13 protein-coding genes are annotated in these 14,527 nt (G+C 62.3%); 9 read left to right on the top strand and 4 right to left on the bottom strand.

The annotated features are described in order from the left end of the window. The first annotated feature begins 117 nt into the window (after nt 1-117). From argS to C5P05_RS29850, 8 genes are all read left to right on the top strand, one after another. Nucleotides 118-1,827 (top strand): arginine--tRNA ligase, encoded by a 1,710-nt coding sequence (gene argS, locus C5P05_RS29890; protein WP_114973521.1) that lies wholly within the window; start codon nt 118-120, stop codon nt 1,825-1,827. A 21-nt stretch (nt 1,828-1,848) separates the two neighbouring features. Next, nucleotides 1,849-2,499 (top strand): SPOR domain-containing protein, encoded by a 651-nt coding sequence (locus C5P05_RS29885; RefSeq protein WP_114973520.1) that lies wholly within the window; start codon nt 1,849-1,851, stop codon nt 2,497-2,499. A gap of 72 nt (nt 2,500-2,571) precedes the next feature. Then, nucleotides 2,572-3,222 (top strand): thiol:disulfide interchange protein DsbA/DsbL, encoded by a 651-nt coding sequence (locus C5P05_RS29880; RefSeq protein ID WP_114973519.1) that lies wholly within the window; start codon nt 2,572-2,574, stop codon nt 3,220-3,222. A gap of 226 nt (nt 3,223-3,448) precedes the next feature. Beyond that, nucleotides 3,449-4,075 (top strand): lipopolysaccharide transport periplasmic protein LptA, encoded by a 627-nt coding sequence (gene lptA, locus C5P05_RS29875; protein ID WP_114973518.1) that lies wholly within the window; start codon nt 3,449-3,451, stop codon nt 4,073-4,075. After that, nucleotides 4,072-4,869: an LPS export ABC transporter ATP-binding protein gene (lptB, locus tag C5P05_RS29870; protein WP_114973517.1), complete on the top strand. Its 798-nt coding sequence runs from the start codon at nt 4,072-4,074 to the stop codon at nt 4,867-4,869. The genes lptA and lptB overlap by 4 nt, the downstream gene beginning before the upstream one ends. Nucleotides 4,870-4,988: 119 nt before the next feature. After that, nucleotides 4,989-6,590: an RNA polymerase factor sigma-54 gene (gene rpoN / locus C5P05_RS29860; protein ID WP_114973516.1), complete on the top strand. Its 1,602-nt coding sequence runs from the start codon at nt 4,989-4,991 to the stop codon at nt 6,588-6,590. A 106-nt stretch (nt 6,591-6,696) separates the two neighbouring features. Next, nucleotides 6,697-7,941: a THUMP domain-containing class I SAM-dependent RNA methyltransferase gene (locus C5P05_RS29855; RefSeq protein WP_114973515.1), complete on the top strand. Its 1,245-nt coding sequence runs from the start codon at nt 6,697-6,699 to the stop codon at nt 7,939-7,941. After that, complete coding sequence (locus tag C5P05_RS29850; protein WP_114973514.1) at nt 7,938-8,348, top strand: putative toxin-antitoxin system toxin component, PIN family; 411 nt, start codon at nt 7,938-7,940, stop codon at nt 8,346-8,348. The genes C5P05_RS29855 and C5P05_RS29850 overlap by 4 nt, the downstream gene beginning before the upstream one ends. Here the strand turns inward: C5P05_RS29850 and C5P05_RS29845 are convergent. The 3 genes from C5P05_RS29845 to C5P05_RS29835 form a co-directional block, all read right to left on the bottom strand. Beyond that, nucleotides 8,332-10,710, bottom strand: a complete 2,379-nt coding sequence (locus C5P05_RS29845) for an EAL domain-containing protein (protein ID WP_114973513.1) — start codon at nt 10,708-10,710, stop codon at nt 8,332-8,334. The genes C5P05_RS29850 and C5P05_RS29845 overlap by 17 nt on opposite strands. After that, on the bottom strand, nt 10,710-11,498 hold the full coding sequence (locus C5P05_RS29840; RefSeq protein ID WP_157979489.1) for a substrate-binding periplasmic protein: 789 nt from the start codon (nt 11,496-11,498) through the stop codon (nt 10,710-10,712). Before C5P05_RS29840 ends, C5P05_RS29845 begins: the two co-directional genes overlap by 1 nt. A gap of 316 nt (nt 11,499-11,814) precedes the next feature. Continuing rightward, on the bottom strand, nt 11,815-13,443 hold the full coding sequence (locus C5P05_RS29835) for an FMN-binding glutamate synthase family protein (protein ID WP_114973511.1): 1,629 nt from the start codon (nt 13,441-13,443) through the stop codon (nt 11,815-11,817). An 89-nt stretch (nt 13,444-13,532) separates the two neighbouring features. Here C5P05_RS29835 and C5P05_RS29830 point away from each other — a divergent pair, with 89 nt between their 5' ends. Continuing rightward, a complete protein-coding gene (locus C5P05_RS29830) occupies nt 13,533-14,363 on the top strand; it encodes a UPF0149 family protein (protein WP_114973510.1) in 831 nt (276 codons plus the stop codon). A 3-nt stretch (nt 14,364-14,366) separates the two neighbouring features. Here the strand turns inward: C5P05_RS29830 and C5P05_RS29825 are convergent. After that, a partial coding sequence (locus C5P05_RS29825) for an NAD(P)(+) transhydrogenase (Re/Si-specific) subunit beta (RefSeq protein ID WP_198674913.1) occupies nt 14,367-14,527 on the bottom strand: 161 nt, incomplete at its 5' end.

Genomic DNA, 14,527 nt, shown 5'->3' with positions numbered 1-14,527 from the left:
TTAGAAGGGGAATCCGGGCTGGATTCCAGCACACAACGCCCGGATTGGCAAATCTGATGACAAAGCGTTACCGCGGGGCCGATCGGGCGGCATCGGCGTCCCTCGTAAAATCACGCCATGTTGTCTGTAAAAATTGAATTGCTCGAATCCCTGGCGCAAGCCCTGGAAAAACTGTCTCCTGGCGCCGGCGCCAAAGCCGCCTTTGAGTCGCCCAAGGTCGCCGCCCATGGCGATCTCGCCACCACGGCCGCCATGCAACTGGCCAAACCGCTCAAGCTCAACCCGCGCCAGCTGGCGGAGAATCTACGCGCCGAATTGCTGGTAGCCGCCCCGTTTCAGCGTTGGGTGGAGGCCATTGACATTGCCGGCCCCGGCTTCATCAATATCAAGCTCAAGCCCGAGGCCAAGCAACAAATCGTGCGCGAGGTGCTGGCGCAGGGCCCCAACTTTGGCAGCCAGGCGCGTACAAGTCACCGCATGTTGGTGGAGTTTGTCTCGGCCAACCCGACCGGCCCGCTGCATGTGGGCCACGGCCGCCAGGCAGCTTTGGGCGATGCCATCTGCAACCTGTACCAGACCCAAGGCTGGGAGGTGTACCGCGAGTTTTATTACAACGACGCCGGCGTGCAGATCGGCACCCTCGCGACCAGCACCCAATTGCGAGCCCGGGGCTTCAAGCCGGGCGATGACTGCTGGCCGGTGGACCCCGACAACCCCGCCAGCAAGGGCTTTTACAACGGCGACTACATTGCCGACATTGCGGCCGACTTCCAGGCGAAAAAGACCGTGCGCTCGGACGACCGCGAGTACACGGCGTCCGGCGACGTGGAAGCGCTCGACGACATCCGCCTGTTTGCCGTGGCCTATCTGCGCCACGAGCAGGATCTGGACCTGAAGGCTTTTTCCGTCCAGTTCGACAACTACTACCTGGAATCCAGCCTTTACCTCAGCGGCAAGGTCGATGATGTGGTGAAGAAGCTGCACGACGCCGGCAAGACCTATGAGCTGGACGGCGCGCTGTGGCTCAAGTCCACCGAATACGGCGACGACAAGGACCGCGTCATGCGCAAGGGCGACGGCAGCTACACCTACTTCGTGCCCGACGTGGCGTACCACATCACCAAATGGGAGCGCGGCTTCGAGAAGGTGGTCAACATCCAGGGCACGGATCACCATGGCACCATTTCCCGCGTGCGGGCCGGCCTGCAGGCCGCCGGTGTGGGCATCCCCCAAGGCTATCCGGACTACGTGCTGCACACCATGGTGCGCGTGGTCAAGGGTGGCGAAGAGGTCAAGATTTCCAAGCGCGCCGGCAGCTATGTGACGCTGCGCGACCTGATCGAATGGACCTCGAAGGATGCCGTGCGCTTCTTCCTGCTCAGCCGCAAGCCCGACACCGAATACACCTTTGACGTGGATCTGGCCGTGGCCAAGAACAACGACAACCCGGTGTACTACGTGCAGTACGCGCATGCCCGGATTTGCTCGGTGCTGGCCGCCTGGCGTGAAAAGGATGGGGGCGACGTGGCGAGCTTGGGCCAGGTCGACCTGTCGCCGCTGCAAAGCCCGCAGGCCCAGGCCCTCATGCTGTTGCTGGCCAAGTACCCCGAGATGCTGAGCGCTGCAGCGCAGGATTTCGCGCCGCACGACGTCACTTTTTACCTGCGCGAACTCGCGGCCTGCTACCACAGTTATTACGATGCCGAGCGCATCCTGGTGGATGACGTGACTGTCAAATTGGCCCGCCTGGCGCTGGTCGCTGCCACCGCCCAGGTGTTGCACAATGGTCTGGCAGTGCTGGGCGTCAGCGCTCCGCAGAAAATGTAAATCGAGTTGAATGGGCAGCACATGAAAAAACAGCACGGGGGAACCATTCTGGGGTTCGTCATAGGGGTGGTCGTTGGTCTCGGTGCGGCGCTGGCGGTCGCTGTCTATGTCACCAAGGTTCCCATCCCGTTTGTCAGCAAAGGACAAAGCCGCAGCGCGGATCAGGATGCGGCAGAGCTCAAAAAGAACAAGGACTGGGATCCCAATACCCCCTTGTATGGCAAAAATCCGATCAAGCCCGTGGTTCCGGCGGCCCCGGCTCCCGTAGCGCCTTCCGCCGGACCGGTCGCGGCGACCGCACCGGTGCCGGCGGCGAAACCATCGCCAGACGCGGCCGCGGTGGCGGCAGCGGCCAAAAATGGCGGTAAACCGGCGGTGTCTACCGATCCGCTCGGGGATCTGGCCAAGGCGCGTGCGGCCAACGCGGCGGCGGAACCGTTCTCGTACTTCGTCCAGGTGGGCGCGTTTCGCACACCCGAAGATGCCGAAAGCCAGCGGGCCAAGTTGTCGCTGGGCGGCGTGGAAGCCAAAGTGACCGAGCGTGAGCAGTCGGGTCGGGTCGTGTACCGGGTGCGCGTCGGCCCCTTTGACAGAAAAGAAGAGGCTGACAAAACCAAGGAAAAGCTGGAGGCCGCCGGCATGGAAACCGCGCTGGTCCGGGTGCAGCGCTAGGTGCCGTGGCCCCGTGGCGCTGAACTTATTGCGCCGGGCTGGGTCCGATTGATTTAACTGGAGTGTTTGAAGATGAAGCGTCGTGATTTTTCTCTGGCCTGCGGTGCTGCTGTGGCAGGTTCTGCATTAGTACCATCCGTGGCTTTGGCCCAAGGCAAACCGCCCGAGGCGGGCACCGATTACTTGGTGGTGGAGAAAGCCGCGCCGGTGGAAGCACCTGCCGGCAAGATTGAAGTGGTCGAGTTCTTCTGGTACAGCTGTCCGCACTGCAATGTCTTTGAGCCAGCCTTTGAGGCCTGGCGCAAGCGCGCACCCAAGGATCTGGCGGTGCGACGCGTGCCGGTGGCTTTCCAGGACAGTTTCGTGCCGCAGCAGCGTTTGTACTATGCGCTGGAGGCCATGGGCCTGCTGGACAAACTGCATGCGAAGGTGTTTACGGCCATTCATGCTGAAAAACAAAACCTCGCCAAGGGCGAGCAAATCGCCGACTGGGTCGCCAAGCAGGGCGTGGACAAAGCCAAATTTCTGGAGCAGTTCAACTCATTCTCGGTCGCGACCAAGGCGACCCGCGGCACCCAGTTGCAAAACGCCTACAAGGTCGAGGGCGTGCCCGCCATGGGCGTGGCGGGTCGTTTTTACACCGATGGTTCGCTGGCCAAGAGTATGGACCGCGCCCTGACGGTCGTTGAGTTTCTGGCCGCGCAAGTGCGCAGCGGTCGGTGAGGTGATTTGAGCGCAAGGGGCCGTCACGCGGCCCCGAGTTGATGCGCTGTTGCGTTAGCTCCTACATTCGTCACTGGCACAGCACACCATGGATCTGTCCAGGGTGCATGCCCGACAAGCCCCACAAGAACGCAATTGCCCTCACCATTGATCGGGTGAGGTGGCACGATGCCGCTTATGGTCGTTACAATCAAAAGCACGACGTTAATGCAAGATTCATGCCTTTATGAAATCACCCCTTTTCTCCCTGCTTTTGATTGCGAGCCTGACCCTTGCCATGGGACTGGCTCGCGCAGAGAAAGCCGACCGCAACAAGCCCATGAATGTGGAGTCCGATGCGCTGCGTCATGACGACTTGAAGCAGACCAGTGTCTTCACCGGTCGGGTGGTGTTGACCAAAGGCACCATCCTGATCCGGGGCGCCCGGATCGACGTGCGCCAGGATGCCGAGGGCTACCAGTTTGGCGTGGTGGTCGCCGAGCCGGGCAAGCTCGCGTTTTTCCGGCAGAAGCGCGAAGGGGTGGAGGAGTTCATTGAGGGCGAAGGCGAGACGATCGAGTACGACAGCCGGGCTGACACCGTGAAGTTCATCAGCAACGCGCAGTTGCGCCGTTACCGCGGCGCCACGCTGAACGACGAGATGACGGGCGCGGTGATCCTGTACAACAACACCACCGATGTTTTCACCATCGACGGCGCTGTCGCCAAGGGCGGTCTGGCCGGGCGGGTGCGGGCCATGTTGACGCCGGCGCCGGACGCGGCCGCAACCGCGCCGTCGGCCGAGGCCAACAAGGCGCAAGCGCCGAAACCGGTATTGCGCGACAGCACGACGCTGGGCGGGGAGAAAAAGTGACGCAAGACGTATTCGCCCCTGCAGCACCGGCCCGACTTGACGTTGCCAGCGGCGAGAGCCGGCTGGAAGTCAGTCATTTGCAGAAGTTTTATGGCAGCCGCAAGGCGGTCAAGGACGTGTCCCTGGTGGTGCGCAAGGGCGAGGTCGTGGGGCTGCTGGGCCCCAACGGCGCCGGTAAGACCACTTCCTTCTACATGATTGTCGGCCTGGTGCACGCCAGCGCCGGGGACATCACGATTGACGGGCACTCGGTCGCGCAAATGCCGATCCACCGGCGGGCCCGGCTGGGCCTGAGCTACTTGCCGCAGGAAGCCTCCATTTTTCGCAAGCTCAACGTTGAAGACAATGTGCGGGCGGTGCTGGAGTTGCAGCGTGACGAATCGGGCAAACCGCTGGCCAAAGGCGAGATCGAAAAGCGCCTGACCAGCCTGTTGCGGGACTTGCGCGTGGACCACCTGCGGGAAACGCCAGCGCTGGCCTTGTCCGGTGGCGAGCGGCGCCGGGTCGAGATTGCGCGGGCGCTTGCCACCCAGCCGCGCTTCATTCTGCTGGACGAGCCGTTTGCCGGCATCGATCCGATTGCCGTGATCGAGATTCAGCGCATCATCAGTTTCCTGAAAGGCCGCGGCATCGGGGTCTTGATCACCGACCATAACGTGCGCGAAACCCTGGGTATTTGTGATCATGCTTACATCATCAGCGACGGCACCGTGCTGGCGCAAGGCACACCTTCCGAGATCGTTAACGACGCCAACGTGCGCCGTGTCTATCTTGGTGAACACTTCAAAATGTAGATATATGGCCCCCACGTTTGTCACTGCGTGTACTGCACTGCCCCCCGAGGGGGCTGGCCTTGCTTGGGGCGGCCCGGCGCGGCGGCCTTTACTCACGCGCCCGATACGACGGTGAGCACATGAAACAAGGCCTGTCCCTTCGCGTTTCGCAGCACCTGGCGCTCACACCGCAGTTGCAGCAGTCGATCCGGCTGTTGCAGTTGTCGACGCTGGAGCTCAGCCAGGAGGTTGAGCAGATGCTCGACGAGAACCCGTTTCTGGAGCAGAGCGCCGACGAACCGCCGCGCGAAGAGTTCGGTCTGGCACAGGCCGACACACCCGTTCGCAATGACGACCTCGAAGCTGAATCTGCTGCTAATTCAGCAGCAGACTACGTAACAGAAACAAGGGTTACAAGCGAAAATGACTCTGAAGTTGCGCCCCTCTCCTCGGACGACGGGCAAAGTTGGGACGGGGACGGCAGCGCGACCCTGTCGCCCGACGACAGTGAGTGGGGCGGCGACGCCAAGCCCAGCAGCAACAACCTGAACGGCAATGAAGACGCCGACGTGACCGAGATGGCGCGCACCCAGGTGTCGCTGCAAAGCCATCTGCATCGCCAGGCGCTGGGGCTGCGCCTGAGCGAGGAAGACCGGGCCGCGCTGCGCTTCCTGATCGAGTCGCTGAACGACGATGGTTACCTGGAAGACACGCTGCTCTCGCTGGCCCAGGGGCTGGCGGGCGAGGACGAAGAGCAGGTCGAACAGCTGGTGCACCATTTCACCGTGGCCTTGTCCCTGCTGCAGAGTCTGGAGCCGGCCGGCGTGGGCGCGCGTGGCCTGGCCGAGTGCCTGACCTTGCAGCTCAAGGCCTTGCTGGATCAAGGTGCGACAGACCCGGCGTGCAAGCCCATGATGGCGGCGGTGAAAGTCGCTCTGCGCATTTGCGCCCAGCCCATGGACCTGCTGGCGCGGCGCGACGTGAAACGTCTGGTGCAGCTGTGTGGTGCGACCGACGCCTTGGTGCGCGAAGCGATTGCGCTCATTGGCCGTCTGGAGCCCAAACCGGGGCGGCGCTTCTGTGATGTCGAACGCAACATCGTGGTGCCGGACGTGCTGGTGATCCAGACCGGCAAGGGCGCGCAAGCCAAGTTCCGCGTGCGCCTCAACACCGATGTGATGCCGCGCCTGCGGGTGCACGACATCTACGCTAACGCCCTCAAGCAGCACAAGGGTGGCGGCAACGAGGCGTCCAGCTATGCCGCGCTACAGCAGCGCTTGCAGGAGGCGCGCTGGTTCATCAAGAACATCCAGCAGCGCTTTGACACCATTCTTCGCGTCAGCAACGCCATCGTCGAGCGGCAAAAAAGTTTCTTCATGCATGGCGAGCTGGCCATGCGCCCGCTGGTGCTGCGCGAGATTGCCGACGAGCTCGGCCTGCACGAGTCCACCATCAGCCGCGTGACCACCGCCAAGTACATGGCGACGCCGTTTGGCACCTTTGAGCTCAAGTATTTCTTCGGCTCCGGCCTGGGCACCGACTCCGGCGGCAACGCCTCCAGCACGGCGGTGCGGGCGCTGATCAAGCAATTCATCAGTGCCGAGAGTGTCGACAAACCGCTCAGCGACAACCAGATTTCCGAGATGCTCAAGGAGCAGGGCATCGAATGTGCCCGCCGTACCGTGGCGAAATACCGGGAAGGGCTTCGCATTGCCCCGGCGTCCTTGAGAAAAGCGCTGTAACGAGCTGGAAATTAATTTTCGTCATTGCGAGTGAAGCGCGGCAATCCATGCTCCCTGGATTGCCGCGCTTCACTCGCAATGACAGACTAACTGACAGGACACTTCCGTGAACCAACTTCAATTATTTTTGCCCTGTGCCGCCGGCGTGGAGGACTTGTTGCTACCCGAGGTGCTGCGCATCACCGGCCTGCCACCGGGCTGTGCGACCAAGCAACGCGGCGGCGTGGCCGTGCGCACCTCGCTCGCGCATGCGATGCTGCTCAACCTCTACAGCCGCCTGGCGCAGCGCGTGCTGGTGCTGTTGTCGTTCACCGAGTACCGCAGCGAGCAGGACCTGTACCGCGCCGCCAGTGAGGTGGCGTGGGAGCGCTGGTTCACGCCCCGCGAAAGCATCAAGGTGGAAGTCACGGCGCAGCACAGCCCGCTGACCTCGCTGAACTTTGCGGCCCTCAAGATCAAGGACGCCGTGTGCGACCGTTTCCGGGCCACGGCGGGCGGTGTGCGCCCGGATGTCAACACCCAGTGGCCCGATGCCCGCATCTACACCCACCTGACCACCGACAACTGCTCGCTGTACCTGGACACCTCGGGTGAACCGCTGTTCAAGCGCGGCTGGCGCGAGGACAAGGGCGACGCGCCCCTGAAGGAAACCCTGGCCGCGGCCATGATCGCCGCCAGCGGCTGGATGGAGGGCGACGAGGACCTGCTGCCGCTGTACGACCCCTGCTGCGGCAGCGGCACGATTGCGATTGAAGCCGCGCAGATGGCCTGCAATATCGCCGCCGGCAGCCGCCGCCGCTTCGCCTTCGAGAAGTATTTGCCGTTCCGCCGTCAGGAGTGGGAGGCCATGAAAAAGGAAGCTGCTGAGGCAGAGGTGGTGCGCGAACCAGGCCAAAAGCCCATTATTTTTGGCAGCGATGTATCGCACCGCATGGTCGACTTTGCCCAGCGCAACGCCGAACGCGCCGGCGTCGCTGACGTGATCGAATTCCGCGGTGGCGACGCCTTGCAGCGCATGCCGCCAGTGGAAGGCCCCGGCGTGATGATGCTCAATCCGCCTTATGGCGAGCGCATCGAGGTGGCCGGTGTGGCGGGAGCGCCCGCGCAAGAGGGTCGCTTTGGTGCGCGCGAGTTGCCCGAAACCGAAGACGGCGGCGAGTTCTTCAGCCAGCTGGCCACGCACTGGAAGAAAAACTACCCCAACTGGACCGCGTGGGTGCTGACGCCCGACCTCAAGCTGCCGGGCAAGATGCGTCTGAAGGAATCGCGCCGCGTGCCGATGTGGAACGGGCCGATCGAGTGCCGCATGTTCCGCTTCGACATGGTGAAGGGTTCGGCGCGCGCGAAATGATCGTCCTCGACACCAATATTGTCCTGGACGCGTTCGTCTTCAACGACCCGGCCACCCAGCCGCTGAAAGCGGCGCTGGCCGCCCAAGAGATTCAGTGGATCGCCACCCAGCCCATGCGCGATGAACTGGAACGGGTGCTGGCCTATCCAAAGATTGTCGTGCGGCTGGCGTTCTACCAGCTCAGCGCCGCGCAGGTGCTGGCGCAGTTCGATGCTCAGGCGCGCATTGTCGATGCCGTCCCCAAGGCCGGCGTCACCTGCACCGACCCGGATGACCAGAAGTTCATCGATCTGGCCGTTGCCCACAAGAGCCTGCTCTTGAGCAAGGACAATGCCGTGCTTTGTATGGAAAAACGGCTTCTAGCCGTTGGCGTACACGCGCAGGCAGCTATTAAGTTTGTAGCGTAAACTGCTCGAAATCAGCGATGGGGACGGGCCTGCTGAACAGATAGCCCTGGCAGTCATGGCAGCCCGAACTTGCCAGAAACTCCCGCTGCGCTTCTGTTTCAACCCCCTCGGCAATCACATTCAGATCCAGACTGTGGGCCAGCGCCACGATGGTTTTGGCAATCGAGGCGTCGTTCGGGTCAAGCAAGATGTCGCGCACGAAGGAGGCATCGATTTTCAGTTGGTCCAGCGGCAGACGCTTGAGGTAGGACAGCGAGGAGTAACCGGTGCCGAAATCGTCGAGCGAGAAGCCCACGCCACGGCTTTTCAAGGCAGACATTTTTTCGATCACTTGCGGCACATCCTGGACCAGCAGGCTTTCGGTCAGCTCCAGTTTCAGCCGTTGCGGATTGGCCCCGGTTTGCAGGATGGCGCTCATGACCTGGTCGACAAAGCTCGGCTGACGGAATTGCCGGGCGCTGACGTTCACCGCGATCGTGAGATGGGCCAATCCCGGCTGGGCGGCCCAGCGCGCAAGCTGGGCGCAAGCCTCCTCCAGCACCCATTGGCCTATGGGCAGGATCAGGCCGGTGTCCTCGGCCAGTGGGATGAACTCGGCCGGCGACACCATGCCGCGTTGTGGGTGCAGCCAGCGGATCAGGGCCTCGGCGCCGGTGAGCCGGATTTTGCCATTGACTTGAGGCTGGTAGAAAAGCACGAATTGCTGCTGTGCCAGGGCCAGCCGCAAATCGGTCTCCATTGCTGCGCGCTCCTTGACCGCCGATTCCATGCGGGGGTCAAAAAAGCCCCAGGCGTTGCGCCCGGCTTCTTTGGACTTGTACATCGCAATCTCGGCCTGTTTCATCAGATATTCTGCGTTGACCAAATCGCCCTTGAACAGCGTAATGCCCAGGCTGGCCGAGCTGTGGTGGGTCACCTCGCCGAGCAGGTAGGGCTGGTTGAGCGCGTCGAGCATCTTGTGGGCGATGGTTTCAATCGCCGCTGCACTGGCGCCTTCTTCCAGGTTCAAGCCCTCCAGAATGAGTACAAATTCGTCACCGCCCAGGCGGGCCACGGTGTCGCCCTCGCGCACCAGGCGGGAGAGGCGCCTGGCGACCTTCTTCAGCAACAAATCACCCATGTCGCGCCCGAGCGTGTCGTTGATCGTCTTGAATTTGTCCAGATCAACAAAAAACAGCGCGCTGTACAGGTCATTGCGCGTGCTGGCTGCCATGGACTGCTGCAGGCGATCCATCAGCAAAGTCCGATTGGGTAGACCGGTCACGGGGTCAAAGTAAGCCAGTTCGTTGATTTTCTTCTCGGCCTTTTTGCGCTCAGTGACGTCAACGAACGAGGCCATCATGCAAAGCGGCTGGCCCGCCTCATTGAGGACCATGTTGGCCGCCAGCTGCAGGTCCGCCTTGCTGCCATCGGCGCGGCGCGCCAGCAGCTCGCCCTGCCAGCGCCCGTGGTGTTGCAGTGCCTGCAGTACCGGGCTCAACGCGACCGGATCGTTCCAGTACTCGCGCAGCGGGTGCCCGCGCGCATCATCCTCGTGAGCGAGCCGCCACAGGTCGGCGCAGGCGCGGTTGATGTAGGTCACAGTGCCGTCAAGATCCGCAATCGCAATGGCATTGAGCGAGGACGCCATGGCAGCATCCTTGGTCCGCAAATCCTTGACCTGCGCCAGCAGAGAGTCCTGCTGCTGGCGCAGGCGCTCGCGCATGTGGTTCAGGGCGGTGACCAGCTCGGAAAATTCGTCGCCTTCGCGGGGCTCTTTGCGTTCCAGCGTCAGCGGGCCGATGCTCTGGTCTTCGGCCACCTGCCCGGCGTGGCGGGCCACCTGCACTATGTGTCGCCCGATCAGGCGGTAAAACAGGCTGAAGACGAACAGCACCACAAAAAAAGTCTTGAGTACATTGGCACCGAGGAAAAACACCAGGCGATTGATAGTGCGTTGATAGACCTCCTCGTAACTGGCCGCCACCAGCAGTTCGCCAATCAACAGTTTCTGGCCCCGGTGTTCGCGCCATAACGGGAGGACACGTCGGGCGCCGTTTCCCTGCACCTCTTGACCCCGGCGCAACAGCGTTTTTCCCTCCACGCGGATTTCTGCGAGGCTGAAATTGGGCAGGCGGGTAATGCCCAGCAGCAAGGTGCCCAGTCGCTCATGGTCAACCACCCAGACGTTCTCGACCACGCTGGGCAGGTAGGCGTCCTCGATCTGGGCCATCTGGCTGTCGATGCTGCGCAAATCGCGCTGGTACTCGATCGACAACTCGGCCGCCGTGATGCCCAGCGCCAGCACCGAACTGAACAACACGATGAAAGCTGCCAGTTTTTGCGCCAGCCGGCCGGGGTATCTCAGCGGAAGAAAACCCATCAATCGCCCGTGGTGTTGAGGCGCGGTGCCAGCGACGTCAGGGTCGCATCAAAAATGCGCTGGTAAGTCCCATTGGCTTTCAGGCGCACCAGCGCCTGTGCCACGCGCGGCACCAGCGCCTCATGTTTCTTGTGCAGGTAGATGAACATGTCGGTCCTGGCCAGGGGCGGCTCCAGCGCATGCGCCTTGAGCCCCATGGCCTTGATTCTGGCCAGGCCCTGCCAGCGCTCGTACAAGGCCAGATCGGTGCGACCATTGGCCAGCAGGCCAAAGAGCTGGTCGGCATCCCGCACGGGTGTTACCTCCCGGGCATGGGGGACATTTTTTTCGAAAATCTTCCAGCCGATGATGTAGCTCAGCACGTAGGGCTCAATTGACTGCCAGTTGCCGGTGGTCAATTGCAAACGGGTGGCATAAGCGACGAAATCATTGGCGATGAGGGTTTCTGGTACCCGAATCAGGTTCGGATACTGCGTTTCCAGTCCGGCAATGCGCATCGCCTCGCCGTCGTCAACGCCCACATTGGCATTGAGCAGGGCGCGTGCGGTCGCCGTGGGAAACACCTGCAACTCGGCATCGAGCCCGGCCTCACGGAAGACGGCCACGATGATCTGGTCCAGAAACCCCCTGTGATCAGGCGTGGTGTAGGGGGCCAGCACGCCGGTGGTGAGCACCAGTTTGTCGCCCGCCTGAACCCCGCCGCCAAAGCCCAGGCCGCCCAGCAGGATGGCCACCCACGCCATGCGCCGGGCGTGATATCTGCTGGCGCCGCAGGCGAAAAAATGCATGCAAGTTTTCGGAAATTGAGGGTTTGTCAACATGTTGGGCACTCAAAGAGTATCAATTCAAAGTTGATGTCTGGCTGCAGACGTGGCACTTGAACGCTTCAATTATTCGCGAGTCCGATGACGAATTAAAAATTGAAACACCTCAAACAAAGTATCTTACTTGGGCGAATCGCACCCCCGGTATGCACCCATCTGATCCAGCTGCCTGTTTTTTTGCCGTTTGCCGTCATTGCGAACGCAGTGAAGCAATCCATGGCGAATAAAGCCATTTTTATATCAAATAGAGCTCTAGCCCTTTTGGGGTGTGCGCAAGAAGCTATGTATTTTGTAGCATGAAGCTGTTCGCACTGGCCAGAGGCCAACTGTGCTGGTAGATCAGCGGCAGACCCACCAACTCGTCCTGCAGCAAGGCGCCTGCCGGCAACTGTGTCAGGATCAACTGGGCAAACGACAGCACCTTGCGGTCCGCCGTGCGCCGCACGATGTGGTGGGCCGTGATGTCGCTGGGGTGCGTCAGGCCAGCAGCCTGTACTAATTCCTTGAGCGCATGCAGCGTTTGTTGGTGAAAGTTGTAGACCCGATCGGCCTTGTCCGGCACCACCAGCGATTGCTGGCGCAGCGGGTCTTGTGTGGTGACCCCGGTGGGGCACTGGCCGCTGGCGCAGTGCTGCGCCTGGATGCAGCCCAGCGCAAACATGAAGCCACGTGCACTGTTGCACCAGTCGGCGCCCAGCGCCATCAGGCGCGCGATGTCAAAAGCGCTCACCACCTTGCCGGCGCAGCCCACCTTGATCCGTTCGCGCAGGCCGGCGCCGCGCAAGGTGTTGTGCACCAGCAGCAGGCCTTCCTGCAGGGGCGAGCCGACATGGTCGGTGAACTCCAGCGGCGCCGCGCCGGTGCCGCCCTCGGCCCCGTCCACCACGATGAAGTCGGGCGTGATGCCGGTGGCCAGCATGGCCTTGACGATGGCAAACCATTCCCATGGATGGCCGATGCACAGCTTGAAGCCGGTCGGCTTGCCGCCCGAGAGTTCGCGCAGCCGGGCGATGAAGTGCATCATTTCGGTGGGCGTATGGAACGCACTGTGCGAGGCCGGCGAGATGCAGTCCACGCCGACCGGCACGCCACGCGCTTCGGCAATCTCGGGCGTCACCTTGGCGCCGGGCAGCACGCCGCCGTGGCCGGGTTTGGCGCCCTGGCTGAGTTTGAGTTCAATCATCTTGACTTGCGGGTCGCAGGCATTGGTGATGAACTTGTCGGCGCAGAAAATGCCATCGGCATTGCGGCAGCCAAAATAGCCGGAGCCGATTTCCCAGATCAGGTCACCGCCGTTCTTCCAATGGTGGACCGAGATCGAGCCCTCGCCGGTGTCGTGCGCAAAACCGCCGCGCTTGGCCCCGGCATTGAGCGCCAGGACGGCATGGGCGCTCAGGGCGCCGAAACTCATGGCCGAGATGTTGAAGATGCTGGCCTCGTAGGGCTGCGTCGTGTCGGCGCCAATGGTGACGCGAAAGTCGTGCGAGGCCAGCTGCGTGGGCGCCACCGAGTGGTTCATCCACTCATAGCCCTCGGCGTACACCGCCAGCTGGGTGCCGAAGGGCTGCTTGTCCGGCTCGCCCTTGGCGCGCTGGTACACCAGCGAGCGCTGGGCCCGCGAAAACGGGGCGGCCTCGCTGTCGCTTTCAATGAAGTACTGGCGAATTTCGGGCCGCACATACTCCATCATGAAACGCAGGTGACCAATGATGGGGTAGTTGCGCAGGATGGAGCGTTTGGTCTGCCGCACGTCGAAAACACCCAGGCCCAGCAGCGCGGCAAACAGCAGTGCCGCCTGCATGCCGACGCCGAAACCCACTACGGCGAAGAGGCTGAGCAACAGGCCCACGCTACTCAGCGCCAAGGCGGTGTAGCGAACCGGGAAGATGGAGTTCAGGTAGTGCAGCATGGGTGGGTTCCTTGGCGCTGACGATAACAGCAGCGGTGGCAGGGCAAAATACAGGGTTTCCCTTCCTCCTTCTTCGCCCGAGCACGACCATGACCCAAGACCTGCCCCCAACCGCTGCGGACTTCGCAGACACCGCCATCCTGACGCCCGAGCTGTTGAGCGCCGACGAGTTTGATGAAATCGACGCCATCCTGGATGAGTTGCGCACGCGCGACGACGAGACGCCGCAGTGGGAGTTTTGCGAAGGCTTCATGGCCGCGCTGATTTGTTGCCGCCGTCCGATCCCAACCGCCGAATACCTGCCGGTGTTGCTGGGCAACGGTGCGGAGGACTCCGACGGCGACGTCTCGTTTGCCGACGCGGCGCAGCAAGATCGCTTCATGGCCTTGTGGGCGCGGCGCTGGAACGAAGTCGTGCAGGCGCTCGACACCAAGATCGAGGCGCTCGACGACGAGGCCGCCTACCAGCCCGAAGTGATGGATGTGCGCGGCGCTATCGCCGCCCTGCCCGAGGAAGAACGCGCCGCCATGGAAGGTGAAGAGGTGCCGTCCTTCGGTCAGGTGTGGGCGCTGGGTTTCATGTTTGCGGTCGAAGCCTGGCCGGAGGAATGGACCGCGCCGCGCAACAAGGAGGCCGTCAAGTGGCTCAATGCCGCACTCGACGTCATCGTCACGCTGACCGAGGACGACACCGACCCGCCGACGATGTCCGCCTTTGACGACGGCGAAGGCCCGCCCACGCTCAGCCTCAAGCGCATGAACGACTTTGCCGACGCCGTATGGGCCGTGTACAACCTGCGCGAGATGTGGCAAAGCATCGGCCCGCGCGTGGAAACCGTGCACAAGGTGGCCACACCGGGCCGCAACGACCCGTGTTCCTGCGGCAGCGGCAAGAAATACAAGAAGTGTTGCGGCGCCTGAGGATCACTCCACCGCCTTGCCCATGTCCTCCACGACTTTCTTGGCATCGCCAAACACCATCATGGTCTTGTCCAGGTAGAACAGCTCGTTGTCGAGACCGGCGTAGCCGGCGGCCATGGAGCGCTTGTTGACGATGATGGTCTTGGCCTTGTAGGCCTCCAGAA

Origin of the sequence: Rhodoferax ferrireducens, from assembly GCF_003347515.1 — a bacterium.
GTDB lineage: Bacteria > Pseudomonadota > Gammaproteobacteria > Burkholderiales > Burkholderiaceae_C > Rhodoferax.
This window is presented reverse-complemented; position numbering and strand designations above follow the sequence as displayed.

What these genes read in the sequence shown, in the direction of transcription:
- argS (WP_114973521.1), top strand. Translation starts at nt 118, where the DNA reads ATGTTGTCTGTAAAAATTGAATTGCTCGAATCCCTGGCGCAAGCCCTG.
- C5P05_RS29885 (WP_114973520.1), top strand. Translation starts at nt 1,849, where the DNA reads ATGAAAAAACAGCACGGGGGAACCATTCTGGGGTTCGTCATAGGGGTG.
- C5P05_RS29880 (WP_114973519.1), top strand. Translation starts at nt 2,572, where the DNA reads ATGAAGCGTCGTGATTTTTCTCTGGCCTGCGGTGCTGCTGTGGCAGGT.
- lptA (WP_114973518.1), top strand. Translation starts at nt 3,449, where the DNA reads ATGAAATCACCCCTTTTCTCCCTGCTTTTGATTGCGAGCCTGACCCTT.
- rpoN (WP_114973516.1), top strand. Translation starts at nt 4,989, where the DNA reads ATGAAACAAGGCCTGTCCCTTCGCGTTTCGCAGCACCTGGCGCTCACA.
- C5P05_RS29850 (WP_114973514.1), top strand. Translation starts at nt 7,938, where the DNA reads ATGATCGTCCTCGACACCAATATTGTCCTGGACGCGTTCGTCTTCAAC.
- C5P05_RS29845 (WP_114973513.1), bottom strand. Translation starts at nt 10,710, where the DNA reads ATGGGTTTTCTTCCGCTGAGATACCCCGGCCGGCTGGCGCAAAAACTG.
- C5P05_RS29840 (WP_157979489.1), bottom strand. Translation starts at nt 11,498, where the DNA reads ATGCATTTTTTCGCCTGCGGCGCCAGCAGATATCACGCCCGGCGCATG.
- C5P05_RS29835 (WP_114973511.1), bottom strand. Translation starts at nt 13,443, where the DNA reads ATGCTGCACTACCTGAACTCCATCTTCCCGGTTCGCTACACCGCCTTG.
- C5P05_RS29830 (WP_114973510.1), top strand. Translation starts at nt 13,533, where the DNA reads ATGACCCAAGACCTGCCCCCAACCGCTGCGGACTTCGCAGACACCGCC.